This window comes from Bradyrhizobium vignae, from assembly GCF_900324035.1.
Taxonomy (GTDB): Bacteria; Pseudomonadota; Alphaproteobacteria; order Rhizobiales; family Xanthobacteraceae; genus Bradyrhizobium; species Bradyrhizobium vignae.
In genome coordinates this window covers 2,050,779-2,069,090 of record NZ_LS398110.1, presented here as the reverse complement: position 1 = coordinate 2,069,090, position 18,312 = coordinate 2,050,779, and the positions used below count along the sequence as shown (strand labels likewise).

The 18,312-nt window shown below is 63.5% G+C and carries 17 protein-coding genes and 1 pseudogene; 11 read left to right on the top strand and 7 right to left on the bottom strand.

What is annotated here, in order from left to right; genetic code table 11:
- Positions 1-9 precede the first annotated feature (9 nt).
- Both BRAD3257_RS10115 and BRAD3257_RS10110 read right to left on the bottom strand, forming a co-directional pair.
- The gene (locus BRAD3257_RS10115; RefSeq protein WP_122401694.1) at positions 10-1,284 is read right to left on the bottom strand and encodes an NAD(P)/FAD-dependent oxidoreductase; all 1,275 of its coding nucleotides are present in this window, start codon (positions 1,282-1,284) and stop codon (positions 10-12) included.
- A gap of 16 nt (positions 1,285-1,300) precedes the next feature.
- Positions 1,301-1,969, bottom strand: coding sequence for a haloacid dehalogenase type II (locus BRAD3257_RS10110; protein WP_122406474.1), 669 nt, complete (start codon positions 1,967-1,969; stop codon positions 1,301-1,303).
- Between the two features lie 175 nt (positions 1,970-2,144).
- On the opposite strand from BRAD3257_RS10110, the gene BRAD3257_RS10105 reads away from it, so the two are divergent.
- The 6 genes and pseudogenes from BRAD3257_RS10105 (at position 2,145) to BRAD3257_RS10080 (ending at position 8,854) form a co-directional block, all read left to right on the top strand.
- Complete coding sequence (locus tag BRAD3257_RS10105; protein ID WP_122401693.1) at positions 2,145-2,984, top strand: GNAT family N-acetyltransferase; 840 nt, start codon at positions 2,145-2,147, stop codon at positions 2,982-2,984.
- Positions 2,985-3,152: 168 nt separating this feature from the next.
- Positions 3,153-3,428 (top strand): annotated as a pseudogene (locus BRAD3257_RS10100) (aspartate aminotransferase family protein); the annotation flags it as partial.
- A 271-nt stretch (positions 3,429-3,699) separates the two neighbouring features.
- Positions 3,700-5,307 (top strand): ABC transporter substrate-binding protein, encoded by a 1,608-nt coding sequence (locus tag BRAD3257_RS10095; protein ID WP_122401691.1) that lies wholly within the window; start codon positions 3,700-3,702, stop codon positions 5,305-5,307.
- A gap of 87 nt (positions 5,308-5,394) precedes the next feature.
- Complete coding sequence (locus tag BRAD3257_RS10090) at positions 5,395-6,345, top strand: ABC transporter permease (RefSeq protein WP_122401690.1); 951 nt, start codon at positions 5,395-5,397, stop codon at positions 6,343-6,345.
- Positions 6,342-7,196, top strand: coding sequence for an ABC transporter permease (locus tag BRAD3257_RS10085; RefSeq protein WP_122401689.1), 855 nt, complete (start codon positions 6,342-6,344; stop codon positions 7,194-7,196). Before BRAD3257_RS10090 ends, BRAD3257_RS10085 begins: the two co-directional genes overlap by 4 nt.
- Positions 7,193-8,854 carry an ABC transporter ATP-binding protein gene (locus tag BRAD3257_RS10080; protein ID WP_122401688.1) on the top strand — a complete coding sequence of 554 codons (1,662 nt, stop codon included), beginning with the start codon at positions 7,193-7,195 and terminating at the stop codon, positions 8,852-8,854. Before BRAD3257_RS10085 ends, BRAD3257_RS10080 begins: the two co-directional genes overlap by 4 nt.
- A gap of 22 nt (positions 8,855-8,876) precedes the next feature.
- Here the strand turns inward: BRAD3257_RS10080 and BRAD3257_RS10075 are convergent, their stop codons facing one another.
- Positions 8,877-9,353, bottom strand: coding sequence for an Lrp/AsnC family transcriptional regulator (locus tag BRAD3257_RS10075; RefSeq protein WP_122401687.1), 477 nt, complete (start codon positions 9,351-9,353; stop codon positions 8,877-8,879).
- 160 nt (positions 9,354-9,513) lie between these two features.
- Complete coding sequence (locus BRAD3257_RS10070) at positions 9,514-10,539, bottom strand: IclR family transcriptional regulator (protein WP_197711541.1); 1,026 nt, start codon at positions 10,537-10,539, stop codon at positions 9,514-9,516.
- On the opposite strand from BRAD3257_RS10070, the gene BRAD3257_RS10065 reads away from it, so the two are divergent.
- The gene (locus tag BRAD3257_RS10065) at positions 10,522-11,460 is read left to right on the top strand and encodes an MFS transporter (protein ID WP_122401685.1); all 939 of its coding nucleotides are present in this window, start codon (positions 10,522-10,524) and stop codon (positions 11,458-11,460) included. The two genes, BRAD3257_RS10070 and BRAD3257_RS10065, sit on opposite strands and share 18 nt — an antisense overlap.
- A gap of 61 nt (positions 11,461-11,521) precedes the next feature.
- The gene (locus BRAD3257_RS10060) at positions 11,522-11,959 is read left to right on the top strand and encodes a hypothetical protein (protein ID WP_061882017.1); all 438 of its coding nucleotides are present in this window, start codon (positions 11,522-11,524) and stop codon (positions 11,957-11,959) included.
- Here the strand turns inward: BRAD3257_RS10060 and tnpC are convergent, their stop codons facing one another.
- Genes tnpC through tnpA form a run of 3 tightly spaced genes read right to left on the bottom strand, consistent with a single transcriptional unit; the run spans position 11,960 to position 14,307 of the window.
- Complete coding sequence (gene tnpC / locus BRAD3257_RS10055; protein ID WP_162500150.1) at positions 11,960-13,456, bottom strand: IS66 family transposase; 1,497 nt, start codon at positions 13,454-13,456, stop codon at positions 11,960-11,962.
- Positions 13,457-13,510: 54 nt separating this feature from the next.
- Complete coding sequence (gene tnpB / locus BRAD3257_RS10050; RefSeq protein WP_122401294.1) at positions 13,511-13,861, bottom strand: IS66 family insertion sequence element accessory protein TnpB; 351 nt, start codon at positions 13,859-13,861, stop codon at positions 13,511-13,513.
- On the bottom strand, positions 13,858-14,307 hold the full coding sequence (gene tnpA / locus BRAD3257_RS41735; RefSeq protein WP_160118757.1) for an IS66-like element accessory protein TnpA: 450 nt from the start codon (positions 14,305-14,307) through the stop codon (positions 13,858-13,860). Before tnpA ends, tnpB begins: the two co-directional genes overlap by 4 nt.
- 83 nt (positions 14,308-14,390) lie before the next feature.
- On the opposite strand from tnpA, the gene BRAD3257_RS10040 reads away from it, so the two are divergent.
- Genes BRAD3257_RS10040 through BRAD3257_RS10030 form a run of 3 tightly spaced genes read left to right on the top strand, consistent with a single transcriptional unit; the run spans position 14,391 to position 18,301 of the window.
- Positions 14,391-14,852, top strand: a complete 462-nt coding sequence (locus BRAD3257_RS10040; RefSeq protein WP_347338433.1) for an MFS transporter — start codon at positions 14,391-14,393, stop codon at positions 14,850-14,852.
- A gap of 19 nt (positions 14,853-14,871) precedes the next feature.
- The gene (locus tag BRAD3257_RS10035; protein WP_122401683.1) at positions 14,872-16,194 is read left to right on the top strand and encodes an NAD(P)/FAD-dependent oxidoreductase; all 1,323 of its coding nucleotides are present in this window, start codon (positions 14,872-14,874) and stop codon (positions 16,192-16,194) included.
- A 55-nt stretch (positions 16,195-16,249) separates the two neighbouring features.
- Positions 16,250-18,301: a hydantoinase/oxoprolinase family protein gene (locus tag BRAD3257_RS10030; protein ID WP_122401682.1), complete on the top strand. Its 2,052-nt coding sequence runs from the start codon at positions 16,250-16,252 to the stop codon at positions 18,299-18,301.
- Positions 18,302-18,312: the final 11 nt, after the last annotated feature.

Sequence of the window (18,312 nt, the reverse complement as noted above, 5' to 3'; positions counted from 1 at the left end):
AGCTTCGAACTATCGCACGTGATCCAGCATCTTGTAGTACATTCCGACCAGCGGCAGGAACCATGGCTTGCCGAAATGGCCGGGCACGGCCGGCCAATCGAGGCCCTTCATCGGATTTTGATCTTCACGTCCGAGCATCGCGTCGGCGATGGTCATGCCGAGATGGGTCGAGAGCTGCGCGCCATGACCCGAATAGCCCATCGCATACCAGAGCCCGTCCCGATAGCCGGCGCGCGGGAAGCGGTCGCTGGTCATGTCGACGAGCCCGCCCCAGCAATAGTCGATCGGTATGCCGGCGAGTTGCGGGAAGAGCCGCGTGAGACCATTGGCGAGAATGGCGCCGCTCTTGGCGTCGGAACGCTGATCGGATGTCGCCGAGAAGCGCGCCCGTCCGCCAAAGATGAGGCGATTGTCGGGAGCCAGCCGGAAATAATTTCCGACATTCATCGAGGTAACGCAGGTGCGGTTGCCCGGCATGGTGGCCGCGATTTCGGCCGCGTCCAACGGACGGGTCGCGATGATGAAGCTGCCGACGGTAACGATGCGCCGACGGAAATAGCCGAAGTTCGGCGTGGTGTAGGCGCCGGTCGCCAGCAGCACCTGATCGGCGGTGACGCTGCCGCGCGGCGTCGTCAGGTGATGGCGCGATCCTTCTCGCGCTTGCGACGTGACCGGTGCCTTCTCGAAGATGACCGCACCGCGGCGCTTGGCCGCCTCGGCGAGCCCGACGCCATAGCGGCCCATATGCATCATCGCGCTCTTCTTCGACAGCATCGCGCCGAAGAACGGCGAGCCGATCTCCCCGCTCAGACCCTTGGGAGACAGCAAGGCGGTGTCCGGATCGACTTCACGATGGACCGCGTCAAAGTTCCGAGCGATGGCATCGAAGTGCTTCGGCTTGGAGGCGAGCTTCAGCTTGCCGGCCCGGCGGAAATTGCAATCGATCCCTTCCTCCGCAATCAGCGCCTCGAGCGTGTCGATCGAGGCGTCGAGCGCACGGTAGAGGGCGATGGCGCGCTCCTTGCCCAATTCCGCCTTGGCAGCGAGATAGCTGTGGGCCAGACCATTGTTGAGATGCCCGCCGTTCCGGCCCGAAGCGCCGCCGATCACCCGGTCTGCTTCGAGAACGACGACCTTCGTTCCCGCCTTCGCGAGCTGGCGCGCAGCTCCGAGGCCAGTGAAGCCGCCGCCGATCACCGCAACGTCATAGTGCCCCTCGACCGGACCTTCGGCGCCACCTGAGAAGCCTGGTGCGGTATCGTGCCAATAGGAGACGTATTTCACCGCAGGTCCCGCCGGCTCAGAGCCCGAACACGGCCGGGAGCCCGCCGATGTCCTTGATCTCGACATAGCCGTAATAGGGATTCGCGGGCTCGTGCCCCCGATTGACCCACACCTTGTTCTTGATGCCGAGGTCGTGCGCCGTCATCAGGTCGTAGCGGAAGGACGAGGAGCAGTGCACCACGTCCTCCGGACCGCAGCCCAGCGTATCGAACATGAACTCGAAGCCTTTCATGCGCGGCTTGTAGGATTGGGCCTGTTCGGCGGTGAGCGCGGCGTGAAAGGGCGCCCCAAGCTTGGCCACATTGGACGGCAGCTGCGCATTCATCGCGTTGGAGAGGATGACGAGCGGAATCTCCTTGGCGACCTTGGCAAGGCCGGCAGGAACGTCGGGATGCGGTCCCCAACTCGGCACGCGGTCGTAGACCATCTGCGCATGCTCGGCCTTGAAGGCGACGTGATTCCGCCTGCAGGCGCGCTCCAGCGCGTTGTGGATCACGTCCGCATAGGGCTTCCAGTCACCGAGAATCTCGTCGAGCCGATAGGCCGCGAAATCCCTGACGAGGGCAGCCATCTGCGCCTCGGGGAGATGCGCGCGATAGAGATCCTGCGCAGCTTCCGCCATCTGGAAATTGGTCAGTGTGCCGTAGCAGTCGAAGGTTACGTATTTCGGGCGAAACTGGCTCATCATCCCTGTCCTGGTGCGCTCGCGCAATGTCAGGGCGGCAACAATAGAGCGCCAAGGCGGCATAAGATGCGGCTTTTCCACCGGCTGCGGTGGAAGATGTCGTTCGCGCTGCGGCCTTCAGCCGATTTACCCATCGCCGAGATACGACACTGGCTCCCGACAGGAAAACCAGTCGATGACCCAGAGCACCATCTCGCTCACCGCTTTCCAGCCTGAGCATCTCGAAGGCGCATTGCGCCTTTCGCGTCAGGCCAGCTGGCCGCACCGCCTCGAGGACTGGCAATTGGCGCTCGACCTGAGCGCTGGGTTCGTCGCGCTCGACGCCGATAGCAGAAGCGTGGTCGGAACGATCCTGATGACGCCCTACAAGCGGGACGTCGCGACCGTCAACATGGTCATTGTCGATGAAGCAGCCCGCGGGCGCGGATTGGGCCGACAGCTCATGGAAGCGGTCATCTCATTGGCGGGGCCGCGTACGCTGAGGCTGATCGCAACGCGTGAGGGCACCCCGCTCTATCGGAAGCTCGGTTTTTGGCAGACCGGAGCAATTGTCCAGCACCAGGGTCAGGTGCGGCATGTTGCGTCGCCCGCCAAAGTTCGGCCGGCCGAGGCGCACGATATCTTCGGGATCATCGAGCTGGACAAGAGTGCCTACGCCGCCGATCGAAGAGATCTGCTGCGTGCAATTGCGAAGGTCGGCCAGCTGGCCGTGCTCGATCGCGGCCAGGGAATCGCCGGATTTGCAGCCTCACGCGCCTTCGGCAGAGGTGAGGTGATCGGCCCCGTGGTCGCCGCAAACGTCGATGACGCGAAAGCGCTGATTGAATTCTTCATGGCCCAAAGCGAAGGACGCTTCGTCCGCGTGGATACGGCTGAACGCCCTCAACTGAGCGCCTGGCTCGCGGACCAGGGACTGGCCCGGGTTGACGAAGGGATTGCCATGCAGCGTCCCATCGTTGCGCGATCCTGCGGGCCATTGACCACCTTCGCCCTCGCCAGCCAGGCTTTCGGATGAACGGTGACTTGATGCTCAGCAATTCGCTCATTGAACGCGATCGTGCCCATCCCATCCACCCGATCGCCTCGTACCGGGGTCACGAAGCGGCCGGCGTCAAGGTGCTGAGATCAGCCAAGGGAGCGACCGTGACGGACGCCTCCGCGTCGCCGCATTCTATGCCGAGCCAACGTCCGCGGGCGCGGCATGCTGGCCGCGGTCAAACTCGTCACCGACAAGCAACGCAAGACGTCGTTTCCCGCTGCGGCCGAGCCGGCAAAACGCATCCTCGACCGCGCCTGGAAGCAGGGTCTCGTCATCCGCGCTTTCCCGACGGGCGTACTGGGCTGTGCTCCGCCCCTCTGCTGCTCCGAGTCCGAGATCGACGCCATCGTCGAGCGCACCGCTAGGACGCTCGACGATACGCTGGCCGATGCCGAAGTTCGCGCCTCGCTGCAACATTAATAGGCATGCACAATGAGCCGGCTGGACGCAGGTCCGAAATACTAGACACAGCGGCAACTTCGCAATTTTGTGCCGCGGCTCGCGATTTTTTCGGCCAAAGCCGCGGAACTATCCTGCGAGACTTCGATCGCGGGAAAGAATGCAATCCTGAGTGAAGGCGCGGCACGGTCGTTTTAAGGGACCGCGCCGGCATCCACCACAATGCGCGACAGAACAATCTGCCGCTCACCGCAGTACGAGCCGTAGCCTTAGCCAGCGAGGAGGGATTGACATGAGCGATACGACGACAAACTGGTCTGGTTCAGACGATGCCACGATCGAGAACGCGATCCGCCGCGGAGCCTCGCGTCGCGACCTGCTGAAGATGATGCTCGCAAATGGTGTGGCCGTGGCTGCCGCCGGCACCATCTTCGGCCGCGCATCGGAGGCGGTGGCGGCAACACCCGTGAAGGGCGGCGCCCTGAAAGCCGCGGCCTGGTCGTCATCGACCGCGGACACGCTCGACCCGGCCAAGGCCTCGCTCTCGACCGACTATGTTCGCTGCTGCTCGTTCTACAACCGCCTGACGTTTCTCGACCAGAGCGGCGTGCCCCAGATGGAGCTCGCCGAGTCAATCGAGAGCGGCGATGCCAAGACCTGGACGATCAAGCTGAAGAAAGGTGTCACCTTCCATAATGGTAAGGACCTCAGCGCCGACGACGTCATCTTCTCGCTGAAGCGCCATCTGGACAAGGCCACCGGATCGAAGGTGGCTGCGATCGCGTCCCAGATGACCGACTTCAAGGCCGTCGACAAGACGACCATCGAGGTCACGCTGGCGAGCCCCAACGCGGACCTGCCGACGATCCTGTCCATGCATCACTTCATGATCGTGGCCGACGGCACGACCGATTTCTCCTCGGGCAACGGGACCGGCGCGTTCAAGTGCAAGCAGTTTACTCCCGGCGAGCGCTCGATCGGCGTGCGGAACCCGAACTACTTCAAAGGTGGCCCGAACGTCGATTCATTCGAGTTCTTCGCGATTCCCGATGAAAACGCCCGGATCAATGCCCTGCTGTCCGGCGACATTCACCTCGCCGCCTCGATCAACCCGCGATCGGTGCGCCTCCTCGACGGCCAGAGCGGCTTCGCGCTGTCCGCGACCACGTCGGGCACCTACACCAACCTGAACATCCGCATGGACATGGCGCCCGGCAACAACAGGGATTTCGTGGAGGGCATGAAATACGTCGTCAACCGCGAGCAGATTGTCAAATCGGCGCTGCGCGGCTTTGGCGTCGTCGGCAACGACCAACCCGTGTCGCCCGCCAACGTCTACCACAATGCCGCACTCAAGCCGAAATCGTTCGACCCGGACAAGGCCAAATTCCATTTCCAGAAGGCCGGTGTGCTCGGTCAGACCGTCGAGGTCATCACCTCGGATGCACCCGGTTCGGCGATCGACATGGCCATGATCATCCAGGCCAGCGCCGCCCAGATCGGCATGAAGCTCGATATGAAGCGCGTGCCCCCCGACGGCTACTGGAGCAATTACTGGCTGAAGGCGCCGATCCATTTCGGCAACATCAACCCGCGTCCGACACCCGACATCCTGTTCTCCCTGCTCTACAAGTCGGATGCGCCGTGGAACGAGAGCCGCTTCACCTCGGAAAAATTCGACAAGATGCTGGTCGAGGCTCGCGGCTCGCTCGATCAGGCCAAGCGTCACGAGATCTACAACGAGATGCAGGTCCTGGTGTCGGAACAAGCCGGCACCATCATCCCAGCCTACATCTCCAACGTGGATGCCATCACCGCCAAGCTGAAGGGACTCGAGCCCAATCCGCTCGGCGGCATGATGGGCTACGCCTTCGCCGAATACGTCTGGCTGACCGCCTGAGCGGCGCAAAAGCGAGATCACCGCTCGGTATGCCGGGGTGGCAGCCCGAGCTGACAGGAATGATCGGTGTGGCATCGGAGCACGAATGTGAAAAAACAGGTTTCCTTCCTCGTGGTGAGACGACTTCTCATCGCCTTGATCACGCTCGTGATCGTTTCCTTTGCTGTCTTCTTTGCGACCGCGCTCCTGCCCGGCGATACCGCCACGATCCTGCTCGGGCAGTCCGCGACTCCGGAAGCCGTCGAGGGCCTGCGCAAGGCAATGCATCTCAACGATCCCGCAATCATTCGCTTCCTGAAATGGATGGCCGGCCTCTTCCAGAGCGATTTCGGCACGTCCTACGCGAACAATGTCCCGGTCGCCACTCTGATACGCGGCCGGTTCGTCAACACGATGAAGCTTGCAGGGCTGACCGCCTCGATCGCGGTGCCCCTCGCGCTCACGCTCGGCATCACTGCTGCGATATGGCGCGGCACGCTGTACGACCGCATCGTGACCGTCGGGACCATCGGCATCATCTCGGTGCCGGAGTTCATGATCGCGACGCTCGCGGTGCTACTCTTCGCGGTCTATCTCAAATGGCTCCCGGCCCTGTCGCTCACCAACGAGGTCAAGTCGGTCCATGACCTGGTTCGGATCTACGCCATGCCGGTTATGACGCTGACATTCGGCGTTTCGGCGCAGATGATCCGCATGACCCGCGCCGCGGTAGTCGAGACATTGAACACCCCTTACGTCGAGATGGCGCTCCTCAAGGGCGCCTCGCGTCCCCGGATCGTGCTGAGACATGCATTGCCCAATGCGCTCGGTCCGATCGTCAACGCGGTCGCGCTCTCGCTGTCTTATCTGCTCGGCGGCGTGATCATCGTGGAGACCGTCTTCAACTATCCCGGCGTCGCAAAACTGATGGTCGATGCCGTTTCGACCCGCGACCTCCCGCTGATCCAGACATGCGCGATGATCTTCTGCCTGGGTTACCTGGCATTGATCACGGCTGCCGACATCGTCGCCGTCCTGTCCAATCCGAGGCTGCGATGACGGATTCAACCTCGACTGAGCGGCTGGGCATGCGATTGGGCTATCGCTTCAACCTCGTGGGCATGTCGGCCCTCGGCATCATCCTTCTCTGGACCGGCATCGCCCTGTTCGCTCCGCGCATCATCCCGCATTCCGTCGGCGAGATCGTCGATACCGACTATTTTGGACCCATGAGCCGGGACCTGTGGTTCGGCTCGGACTATCTCGGCCGGGATATCTTCTCGCGCATCCTGATGGGCGCCCGCTACACGCTCGGCATCTCCCTCGCCGCCGTCACCATCGCCTGCTTCAGCGGCGTCGCGCTCGGCATGACCGCAGCCGTCGCCGGGGGATGGTACGACAGCATGCTGAGCCGCTTTCTCGATGCGCTCAACTCGATACCGAGCAAGCTGTTCGGCCTCGTCGTGGTCGCCGCCGTCGGCTCGTCGATCCCGGCACTGATCGGGACGCTGTCGGTGATCTACACGCCAGGCGCCTATCGCTTCGCCCGTGCGCTTGCCGTCAACGTCAATACGATGGATTTCATCGTCGTCGCCCGCATCCGGGGCGAACGCCTGCCCTATCTCATCGCCTCCGAGATTCTTCCCAACATTCTCGGGCCCGTGCTTGCCGATCTTGGCCTGCGCTTCGTCTTCATTGTGCTGCTGCTCTCCGGCCTGTCCTTTCTCGGCCTCGGCGTGCAACCGCCCTACGCGGACTGGGGCGCGCTTGTTCGCGAGAACATCGCCGGCCTGCCCTTTGGCGCACCGGCCGTCATCTTTCCTTCGCTCGCCATCGCGAGCCTCACGATCAGCGTCAACCTCCTGATCGACAATTTGCCACGCAGGATCCGCGACCGGGGCGCCGAATGACAGTAAATCTCGTCGAGATCCGCAACCTCAGGGTTGAGGCAACGACCGATGCCGGCAGGCGGGTCGAGATCATCAAGGGTGTCGACCTCGACATCGCCAGAGGCGAGATCGTCGCTCTCATCGGCGAGAGCGGCTCGGGCAAGACCACCATCGCCATGACGCTCATGGGCTACGCGCGGCAAGGCTGCGCGATCACCGGCGGCGAGGTGCGCGTGGCCGGTATGGACATGGTGAGCCTGTCGGAAACCGAACGCGCCAAGATTCGCGGGACGTGCGTGGCCTATGTGCCGCAGAGCGCTGCAGCCGCCTTCAACCCCGCACTGACCATCATGGACCAGGTCACCGGGGTGGCGCGGATCCACAGGCTCATGTCCGCAGCCGAGGCGCAGGCGAAAGCGCTCTTACTCTTCAAAGCGCTATCGTTGCCGGAGCCCGAGACGATCGGCAACCGCTATCCGCACCAGGTCTCCGGTGGCCAGTTGCAGCGGCTCGCCGCCGCGATGGCCCTGATCGGCCAGCCGAAGGTCGTCATCTTCGACGAGCCCACCACGGCGCTCGATGTCACGACCCAGGTCGAGGTGCTGCGCGCATTCAAGTCCGTCACGGCGCAGCACAACATCGCCGGTGTCTACGTCTCGCACGATCTGGCCGTGGTCGCCCAGATCGCCGACAGGATCGTCGTCCTCAAGGACGGCACGGTCCAGGAAACGGGGACGACGGATCAGATCCTGGAAGACGCTCAGCACCCCTATACGAGGCAGTTGCTGGCCGCATTCAGGCCGAAGACACAGCAGCGGGCGCCTGACAACGACGGCGCGACGAAGCGCCCCTTGCTCGAGGTCGACAATCTGACGGTCGGCTATGGACCTCGCTCGCGCGATGGACAGCCGCTGATCAATGCTGTCCAGGCTGTCAGCCTCAAGCTGGATCGGGGACGAAATCTCGGCATCATCGGCGAGTCCGGCTGCGGCAAGTCGACCCTCGCCAGGGCGATTGCCGGAATTCTGCCGGCTCATGCGGGCAATATCGTCTTCAATGGACGCGAATTGGGAAAGGCCGGCCGCAACCGCACCCGCAACGAACTCCGCGAGATCCAGATCGTATTCCAGCACGCGGACACCGCGCTCAATCCGGCGAAGTCGGTGGGAGACATCCTGAGGCGTCCCCTCACCTTCTACCACGGCATGAGGGGCAAGGCGCGCGATGCGCGCGTCAACGAACTTCTCGATCTCGTGCGCCTGCCAAAATCCGTGCGCCATCGGTTGCCGGGAGAGCTGTCAGGCGGCCAAAAGCAGCGTGTGAATTTTGCCCGGGCACTCGCCGCCGAGCCCACGCTCATCCTGTGCGACGAAATCACGTCGGCTCTCGATACGGTCGTGGCAGCCGCGGTCGTCGAGCTTCTCAAGGAGCTTCAGCGCGAGCTTGGTATCTCCTACATCTTCATCAGCCACGATCTGTCGGTCGTCGAGGCGATCTGCGACGAAATCATCGTGATGTATCGCGGTCAGAAGGTCGAGCAGATCACGACGACCCGGCTCTCGGCGCCACAGCACCCTTATACCCGGCTATTGTTCTCCTCGGTCCCGAAGCTCGATCCCGACTGGCTCGACAATTTGAAACAGGATGCCGACGAATTGCGCGCCTATAGCCAACGGTAGAAGCGGTTGGTGCAGCAGCTGGTCAAGCCGGAAAGAGGCTGGTCAGCGGCATCTGGGAGCGCACGATCGGCGATTTGAGGACGACGAAACTGAAATACTTGTCGATACCGATGTCCATGGCGGTCAGACGCTCCATGATCGCCTGGTACTCGCCGACGCTGGCGGTGACGAACTTCAGCATGTAGTCGTAACCTCCGGAGACCAGATGACACTCTCTCAGCTGGTCGATCTTGTCGACCGCCGACTGGAAACGGGCAAAGTCGGTCTGCCTGTGGTTCTTCAACGTCACCTCGGTGAACACGGTCAGCGTCTGTCCGAGCTTGCGCGCGTTGATCTGGGCAGCGTAGCCCTCGATGTAGCCCTCGGCCTGCAGTCTCTTCACACGCACGAGACAAGCGGTGGGCGACAAATTCACCAGCTCGGCAAGCTCGACATTGGTGATGCGACCGTTCTTCTGGAGTTCGTGGAGGATCTTGATGTCGATCCCATCCAGCTTCATGGGTGACTCTCCATCGAACACGCGCCAGAAGGCACAACAGAAAATTTTGTGCGATGAGCCAAAATCTCACCAAGCCCGCAGCCATTGCTTTCGGAAAGGTCTCGGATTTCTAGGGACCTAGAATGAGACGCACGTTGCTGCGGGAGCAGAGAACGCAAGCTCAGCCGATACTGATCTTGCGCGCCGTCGCGCTGACCATGTCGCCCCAGATCTTTTCGTTCTGTTCGACGTAGCGGGAAGCAGGCATGGAGATGCAGAGACCGCCGACCGGCCGGCCCTGCGAATCGAGAATGGCAGCGCCGATGGCGCACACGGCGGGGCGATAGCAGCAAAGATTCAGTGAGTAGCCGCGCTTGCGCACGCGATCGAGTTCCGCGCGCAATGCCTCGGGGTCCGTGAGCGTGTTCTCGGTGTAGCGCGTCAGGCCGCGGCGGATGATGGCATCGACTTCGTCGGGCGAGAGATGCGCCATCACGGCAGTGCCGATGGCGGTTGCATGAATCGGCGACCGATCGCCGATCGGACTGAAGGTCCTGACATTCTGGGTACAGTCCACGCGATCGATCAGGAGCATGGCGTCGAGCCCATCCAGGATCGATAGATGCACGGTCTCGTTCACCTGATCGCGCAGCTCCTGCATCGGCTTGCGCGCCACGACATAGAGCTGGCCGCCCTGCAGCTCCGGCACCTGAAGATGCAGCACGCGATGGCCGATCTGCCAGCGCGTCGCCTCCCCGCCGACCGGACGCAGCCAGCCGGTCGTCGCGAATGTCTGCAGAATGCGCTGCGTGGTGGTTTTGGGCAGGTTGAGGCGACGCGCAAGCTCGCTCACGCCGACCGGCTGCATCTCCGCGACGGCTTCCAGAACGTCCAGGCTCTTCAACAGACTCTTCATCACCCTGACCGCGATTTCTGCGGAGCGGCATCCCCCGGCAAAGGGCACCAGCGCCGCCGATAGCACAAGGCCGGCTTTTCCCGACAGCGCTTGCCATCCCCCAGTTTCCTTGCTGGCCTCCGTAAATGGAACGATGTACCGTATTATGGCACACTTGCTGAGCCGGGGCAACAGAAACATGCGGCGTTCGTTCCCGACGGTCCGCGCAAGCGGACGGGTCCAACAACAGGAGTACTGGCTTTGACCCGAGATGGAGCGACTGCCCCCGGCCCAATGACCCGCCGCCTCCAACTGAAGGCGATATCCGGCGCGGTGGCCGGCAATCTCATCGACTTCCTGGATTTCGCGCTCTTCGGCCTGCTGGCGAAGATCATCTCCACGACGTTCTTCCCGCCCGGCAATCCCACCGTGGCGTTGCTGCAAACGATGATGATCTACGCGTCGAGCTTCCTGATCCGGCCGCTCGGCGGGATCGTCATGGGACGCGTGGGTGATCGCCTGGGGCGCCGTACCGCCCTCTTCATCTCGGTGAGCGGCATGTGTCTGGTCACTGCGGCGACCGCGTTCCTGCCGAGCTACGCCGTCGCCGGCAGCTTTGCGACCGCGGGTCTCGTGCTCTGCCGCCTGGCGCAGGGCTTCTTCGCCGGCGGCGAGTACACGGCCGCGACCGCCTATATCGTCGAGCAGGGAGACAGCAGGCACCGCGCGCTCCGCGCCTCCTTCTCCCCGGTGGCCGCTTATGCCGGCACCGCGATTGCGGTCGGCATCTTCACGCTCGTCTCGGCCATCATCGGTGCGGAGAGCATGGCGGCCTGGGGCTGGCGCCTGATGTTCGGGCTCGGCGTGCCGCTCGGGCTTCTCGGTCTCTGGATCCGCACCCAGATCGATGAATCGCCGGAGTTTCTGGCGATCGAAGAAGAACGCCGGCGTCTGCGCACGGAAGCCCCACCGCTCTCGGCCGTGGTCCGCAGCCAGTGGCGCCGCATGCTGTTCTTCATCAGCATCCTCATGAGCCACACGCTGTCGAACTATCTCGTGCTCGGCTTCCTCGCGACCTATCTCACGAATTTCGTCAAGATCGACGAGACGCATGCGTCGCTGGCGATCTTCATCGCCCAGATGGTGCTGATGGCAACCGTGAGCGTCACGATAGTATCACCGGTGCCCGGGCTTGACTTGCGCGGAATGCTTTGGATAGCGCGGTCGGGATGATTGACGCCGCCGGCGCGCGGTGATGGGGTGACCCTGGTTCGGAGCGGGTAACGAGATCAGAATGACCAGCGAGTCGCAGCTGCGCGAGAAGCTTCGGAAGATCGAGGCCTTGTTCGCAGGTGCCGGAACTGCTGGTGAGCGCCTTGCGGCGGAAGCCGCGCTGCAGCGGGTGCGAGCTAGGGTCGAGGAACTCGCTCGCCACGATCCACCGATCGAACAGCAATTCTCACTTCCCGACCAATGGTCTCGGCATCTTTTTCTGGCGCTTTGCCGCCGATATGGGCTGCGGCCGTTTCGTTATCACCGGCAGCGACGCAACACGGTGATGGTCCGTGCATCACGAGGCTTCGTCGATCGAGTCCTGCTGCCGGAGTTCACCGAGCTGGAGGGTGCGCTGCAAGTGTATCTGCACGAGGTGACGCTGCGCGTGATCCGCGAAGAGATCTACGACGACGCCAGCGATGCGCAGGAAGTTCCTGACGCCTTGCCGTCGAACTGATCAAGCGGCGAGCTTTGCCTCCGAACCGTCGCGTTCGGCCTTCCAATTCCACGGCAGCAGCGTGTTCAGCTGATTGATCTTGGTGCGTCCAGAGACGATGCGCTCGAGAACATCGGTCAGATAGTGCCGCGGGTCGATGTCTTGCAGCTTTGCCGAGTTGATGAGCGAGGCGAGAATGGCCCATGTCTCGGCGCCGCCTTCATTGCCGGCGAACAAGTAGTTCTTCTTTCCCAGGCCTATCGGCTTGATGCTGCGCTCGACCGTATTGCTGTCTATTTCGATGCGTCCGTCATCGATGAAGCGCGTCAGGCCGTCCCAATGGTTGAGGGTGTAGCGGATGGCTTTGCCCAGACCGGACTTCTTCGAGACTTCCAGCAGTCGCGCTTCGAGCCAGGGTTTGAAGTCCTCGATCAGCGGCTTGGTGTTGGTTTGCCGCACCGCAGCCCGATGCGCCGCTGGCAGACCGCGGATGCGATCCTCAATGGCGTAGAACATCGCGATCCGTTGCAGCGCTTCCGCGGCAATCGGCGACTTCGTCGCGACGTGAACGTCCCAGAACTTCCGCCGCGCATGCGCAAAGCAGAACGCGAGCTGCACCAGATGGCCGCCGTTCTTGATCAGGCCCTTGTAGGCGGCATAGCCGTCGACCTGCAGGATGCCGTGGTAGTCCCCGAACAGCTGCTTGGCGCGGATCGCCTTGCGATCCTCGGCAAACATGTAGACCACCGCCGGCGGCGCCGGGCCACCCCACGGACGGTCATCGGTGGCGATCGCCCAGAACTGGCAGACTTTGGTCCGGCCACGGCCGGGATCGAGAACTGGCAGCGGCGTCTCGTCGGCAAACAGCCGCGGGTAGGACATCACTGTGTCGCGCAACAACGTGTGAAGCGGCTTCAGCAACGCTTCCGTCACCATCCCACCGTCGATCGCCTGGGCCGGCGCGGGTGCCTGCAGGACACCCTGGCGGCATCCCCGGCAGCCGTACCGCGGGCGCACAATGCGCTTGACCCGGTACTGCATCGGAATGACGTCGAAGGCTTCCTTGACGGTCTCCCCGATCTTGTGCAGCTGCTCGCCGCAGCAGGGGCAGATCTGGCTCTCCATATCGATCACGACATCGATGCGCGGCAAATGCTCCGGAAGCTTCCCACGGTTGGGTCGCGCCGGTCGCTTTCCACGGTCCTCCGCTCCGTCGGGCAGCCTGCCTCCGGTCACGTCGTCGTTGGCGGCGGCACGAACCGCCTGTGCCGTGATGGTGAAGAGAGACAGCTGTCCGAGATCCAGTGTCTCGGAGCGGGGACCGAAGATCGTGCGCTTGTACTGGGACAGGATCATCAGGAGCTTGTCGTTCTCCTGGATCGCAGCGTCGCGTTGGGCGATTGCCGCATCACGCTCGGCCGAAAGCGAGCTGCATTCCGCCGACAACGCCGCAAGCCGTGACGATAGCACTATCACGGTTTGACGGAGCAATGCTGGATCGAAAGGCAAATCACTCATGCAGAGTGATTCTACAACAACTCCGCATGAGTGACGAACGACTCTTAATAAGGATCAACCAGCTCGTAGTGGCTGATCCACAACTCGCATCGGCAGACGCTTCCAGTCCGAGCCATCGAGCAGCACCGAGAGCTGAGCATGAGATAGCGGCATGACGCCTCCCTTGATCGGCGGCCAGGTGAACTGTCCCTCGATTCTTTTGTAGTAAAGGACAAGGCCGCTCCCATCCCAGGTCAGGATCTTCACGCGATCTCGGCGCTTGGAGCGGAAGACATAAAGTCCGCCGTCGAACGGATCGGCTCCAAAGGCCTCGCTCACCAGCATCGCCAATGAGTCCATGCCGCGGCGGAAATCGACCGGCTGCGTCGCAATCCAGATCGACAACCCAGATCGAAGCCCGATCATCGACCAATCGCCCCGACTGCCGCCAGCACCTCGCACAGTGCCCGCCGGTCGATTGTCCCCCTGACACGGATCCGAACCGCGCCGACCTCGATCTCGATCGCCGCCTGCTCCCCACTCGGCAATTTGCTCCCGCAGCCGATGATCGCGGCCGGCACAAAGCCAGGTAGCATGCCTCTGTCCCCGCGCTCCGCGACTTGCGCCTGCGTTGCCTGGCGACGCCAGAGAAACAACAGGCTTGGACTGATATCGTGCCGCCGCGCCACCGCGGACACGCTCGCCCCCGGCGCAAAACTCTCCGCAACAATCGCCGCCTTCGCGTCGGTCGACCAGCGCCGACGCCGGCCCGTCCCCGTGATGATCTCGATGCGCTGCAGCGTGTCGGCGCCGTCTTCAAGGATAGACGTATGCCTATCCTTATCGCTATCCTTACGACTATCCTTGGACATTGTGACCCCGCGACAAACCATTCCGCGAGATATTCTTAGCCGACCAGATCAGCCCTCAGTGCGTGGTCCCTGGATGACGCTCACTGGCAACCACCGTCACCTATGGCTGGGTCAACGACACCGTGGGACGCCGGCCGACCCTGCTCGCCGGCTGCATCCTCGTGATCCCCGCAATGTTCCTCTCCTTCTATGTCGCAAGCTTTGCGACGCCAGCGAGCGCGATCGCCGCCGCCGTGATCCCGGTGCTGGTCTATCCGCTGATCACCAGCGGCATGACGATTGGACTCGTCGACATGTTTCCGCGCGAGATGCGCGTGACCGCGAGCGGGATCGCCTACAACACCGGCACCGCGCTGTTCGGCGGGACCGCGCCTCTGGTCGCGGCCTTCCTGATCGAGCGGACGGGAACGCCCTACGCAGTCCCCTGCTATGTCGCGGTCATCGCGACGATCTCCTTCGCCAGCGTCTTCCTCTTCTATGACCAGAGACGCGCAGCGCCCTATGTCGCGGCCCCCGCTGCGGCCATTGCCGATCCCGTGTCGTAGCTCCCGGAACGATGCAACAATGACGGCTCAATCCTCCATCTTCGCTCCGGATTTCTCCGAGACACCCTATTGGTGGGACGGCTGGCGCCCGAACGACGCCGGCGCCGGCGAGCTGCCGCGCGAGACCGATGTCGCGATCATCGGCGCCGGCTATGCCGGCATATCCTGTGCGCTCGAACTCGCCGCGCGCGGGACCGAGGTCATCGTGCTGGAGGCTGAGCTTCCCGGCATCGGCGCCAGCACGCTGAGCGGCGGCCAGGTCACCGGCGGCGTGAATGTCGGCAAGAGCATGTCCAAGCGCGTCAGCGCAGCGGCCGGCAATAGCGCGATCGAGGGCAGGCTGCGCGAGGCCGCGGCCGGCTATCGCTTCCTCGAGACGTTGATCGCGCGTTACGGCATCGACTGCGACTACCGCCGCAACGGCCGCATCGCCGCCGCCTGGACCGCCGCGCAAGTCGGCAGCTGGGAAGGACGGATCGCCAGGCTGAACGCACATACCGACAGCGACGTGCGCATGCTGGACCGCAATGAGTTGCGTAGCGAGCTCGCGAGCGAGGTCTATGTCGGCGGCGCGCTGATCAACGGTGCCGGGCATCTGCATCCCGCGAAATTTTTCGGCGGACTGCTCACAGCGGCCCTCGGCGCCGGCGCGAGACTGGCCTGCCACGCGCGTGTCACGTCGATCGCGCGCGCGGGCGCCGGCCACCGGATCTCGACCGGTCGAGGCGAGATTTTTGCAAAACGCGTCGTCATCGCGACCAACGGCTACACGGGCCCGGCAACGCCCTGGCTCAAACGGCGTCTTGTCCCGGTCACCTCGCATCAGATCGCGACCGAGATTCTGCCCGCGGAGCTGCAAATGTCGCTCATCCCCAGGGATCGCGGCGTGGCCGAGGCCAACAGCGTGACCGCCTACTACCGCTACTCGCCCGACGGGCAGCGATTCCTGTTCGGCGGTCGCGCGCGTTTCTATCCGCTCGATCGCAAGGCCAGCGCAAGGATCCTGTTCGCGCAGATGACGGAACGCTTTCCGCAGCTGCGCGACGTGAAGGTGAGCCATAGCTGGGGCGGCAAGGTCGCCGTGACGCTGGATGCCCTGCCGCATCTCGGGCGCGATCCGCAAGGCTGCTACTACGCCGCCGGCTGCAACGGCAGCGGCGTCACGACGATGACCTGGCTCGGCCATCGGCTGGCGCGTCACCTGCTGGGTGAGCACGATCTCGTGTCCGACGCCTTCGGTACGCCGCTGCCGTCGCACCCGCTCTATCACGGACAGACGTGGTTCATGCCGATCCTCGGCAGTTATTTCCAGCTGCGCGACCACATGGACAAGCGCCGCTAAGGCCCTGCCCGCCCGCGGGCATGGTTCGACAACACTTAAAGGAGAGACCTGGACTATGGGTTTGAGAATTGGCGTCGATATCGGCGGATCCTTCACCGACTTTGCGGTCCTCGACGAAGGCAACGGCACCGTGCGCAGCCTCAAGGTGTTCTCGCGGCCCGACGCGCCGGGCCGCGAGGTCGCCGACGGCATGCGCATGCTCGGCAAGCGCTACGGGATCGACCCGGCCGAGGTCGTGCATTTCACCCATGGCACCACGGTCGGCGTCAACGCGGTGGTGCAGCGCAAGGGCATCCGCCTCGGGCTGATCACCAACCGCTATTTCGAAGACGTCCTGGTGCTCGCACGCCTCAAGACCCCCGACATGTATCACCTGATGTCGGCGCGGCCTGAGCCGCTCGTGCCGCGCTACCGTACGTTCGGGATCGACGGCCGGCTGGACGCCGAGGGCAAGCAGCTCGAGCCCATCGACGCAACGAGCGTCCGCGAGGCGGTGGCGGGACTGAAGCGAACCGGGTGCGAGGGCGTTGTGATCTCGCTGCTGCACGCCTACCGCAATCCCGAGCACGAAAGACAAGTACGGGCGATCATCGCCGAGACCGCGCCGGAGCTCTTCGTCTCCTGCGCGAGCGAGGTGTGGCCGATCATCCGCGAGTATGAGCGCACCAACACGGCGGTGATCGGCGGCTACGTGCAGCCGGTCGTCTCGAACTATCTGACCTCGCTCCAGGAGGCATTGCGCAGTTCCGGCGTCACCGCGGATCTCAAGGTCACCAAATCGAATGGCGGCGTGATGAGCGCCGAGCGCGGCAAGACGGACTGCGTCCAGATCGTGCTGTCAGGCACCGCGTCCGGGGTGATCGGCGCCGCGTGGGTCGCGCAGCTTTGCGATCTGAAGAACGTCATGAGCCTCGATATCGGCGGAACAACCGCGGATGTCGCACTGATCGTCGGAGGTGAACCGCAATACGCGACGGGCGAGTATATCGGCGACCACCAGATCCACATCCCCTCGGTCTCCGTCACCTCGATCGGTGACGGCGGCGGCTCGATTGCGCGCGTGGATCCATTTGGCGTGCTCAAGGTTGGACCGGAGAGCGCAGGATCGACGCCGGGCCCGGTTTGCTACGGGCGCGGCGGGCGCGAACCCACCATCACGGACGCCTTCGCCGCCATCGGCGTGCTCGGCCAGACGGCGCTCGGCTATGATTCAGTCCGGCTCGATGTCGCAGCCGCGCGCGAGGCAATCGCTCCCCTCGCCTCGAGGCTCGGCGAATCCATCGAAGCGGTTGCTGAAGCAATCATCAATGTCTCGATCTCGGGAATGTATTCCGGAATCAGCCGGCTGATCTCGCGTTTGGGGATCGATCCCAGGGAATTCGCGCTGATGGCGTTCGGCGGAGCCGGTCCGATGCTCGCCTGTCATCTGGCACGCGCACTCAACATGGAACGGATTACAGTGCCCCTGACACCCGGCGTGCTCAGCGCACTCGGCGGCCTGATCGCCGATACGCGCAACGATTTCGTCGCGGTCGCCTGGTGCGCGCTCGGAGACGAGGAATGGGACTCGCTCGAGCATACGCGACTTGCGTTGGAGCGGGACGCACTGAGTTGGGTGCAGGCCGAGGTCGGCGCCGACGCGCAACCGGAACTGACGTACACCGCGGAGATGCGTTATCAAGGCCAGTCCTTCGAGATCGAGACCGCCTTCGACGCGGAGGCGATGCGCACGAAGAACCTCGCGGCGCTGCGCGAAGCCTTCCATCAGGCCCATGAGCGCCTCTATCGCTACCGCGACGAAAAGGCCGTGATCCAGGTGGTGGCGCTGCGCGTCGTGGCCAAGGTCCGCACGCCGCGCCCGGTGCTGACGCCGGTTCCGGATGCGACCGAGCCCGCGATGCCCGCCGCCATCGTGCCGTGCTGGATGGACGGCGCGATGCGGCAGTTGCCGCTCCATCGACGCGAAGCGTTGCGCGCCGGCGACCACATCGTGGGCCCTGCGATCATCGCGCAGGACGACACCACCACCTGCGTGCTCCCCGACTTCGAAGTGAACGTCGACCGTTGGGGCAATCTTCACATCATCAATCTCGCCGCGGCGACCTAAAGGATTCGGAT

Excerpts from the sequence above, each read along its gene's own strand:
- BRAD3257_RS10085 (WP_122401689.1), top strand. The coding sequence starts at position 6,342 with ATGACGGATTCAACCTCGACTGAGCGGCTGGGCATGCGATTGGGCTAT.
- BRAD3257_RS10075 (WP_122401687.1), bottom strand. The coding sequence starts at position 9,353 with ATGAAGCTGGATGGGATCGACATCAAGATCCTCCACGAACTCCAGAAG.
- tnpC (WP_162500150.1), bottom strand. The coding sequence starts at position 13,456 with ATGAGTGATTTGCCTTTCGATCCAGCATTGCTCCGTCAAACCGTGATA.
- BRAD3257_RS10030 (WP_122401682.1), top strand. The coding sequence starts at position 16,250 with ATGGGTTTGAGAATTGGCGTCGATATCGGCGGATCCTTCACCGACTTT.
- tnpB (WP_122401294.1), bottom strand. The coding sequence starts at position 13,861 with ATGATCGGGCTTCGATCTGGGTTGTCGATCTGGATTGCGACGCAGCCG.
- BRAD3257_RS10065 (WP_122401685.1), top strand. The coding sequence starts at position 10,522 with ATGACCCGCCGCCTCCAACTGAAGGCGATATCCGGCGCGGTGGCCGGC.
- BRAD3257_RS10105 (WP_122401693.1), top strand. The coding sequence starts at position 2,145 with ATGACCCAGAGCACCATCTCGCTCACCGCTTTCCAGCCTGAGCATCTC.
- BRAD3257_RS10095 (WP_122401691.1), top strand. The coding sequence starts at position 3,700 with ATGAGCGATACGACGACAAACTGGTCTGGTTCAGACGATGCCACGATC.
- BRAD3257_RS10060 (WP_061882017.1), top strand. The coding sequence starts at position 11,522 with ATGACCAGCGAGTCGCAGCTGCGCGAGAAGCTTCGGAAGATCGAGGCC.
- BRAD3257_RS10035 (WP_122401683.1), top strand. The coding sequence starts at position 14,872 with ATGACGGCTCAATCCTCCATCTTCGCTCCGGATTTCTCCGAGACACCC.
- BRAD3257_RS10110 (WP_122406474.1), bottom strand. The coding sequence starts at position 1,969 with ATGAGCCAGTTTCGCCCGAAATACGTAACCTTCGACTGCTACGGCACA.
- tnpA (WP_160118757.1), bottom strand. The coding sequence starts at position 14,307 with ATGTCCAAGGATAGTCGTAAGGATAGCGATAAGGATAGGCATACGTCT.
- BRAD3257_RS10080 (WP_122401688.1), top strand. The coding sequence starts at position 7,193 with ATGACAGTAAATCTCGTCGAGATCCGCAACCTCAGGGTTGAGGCAACG.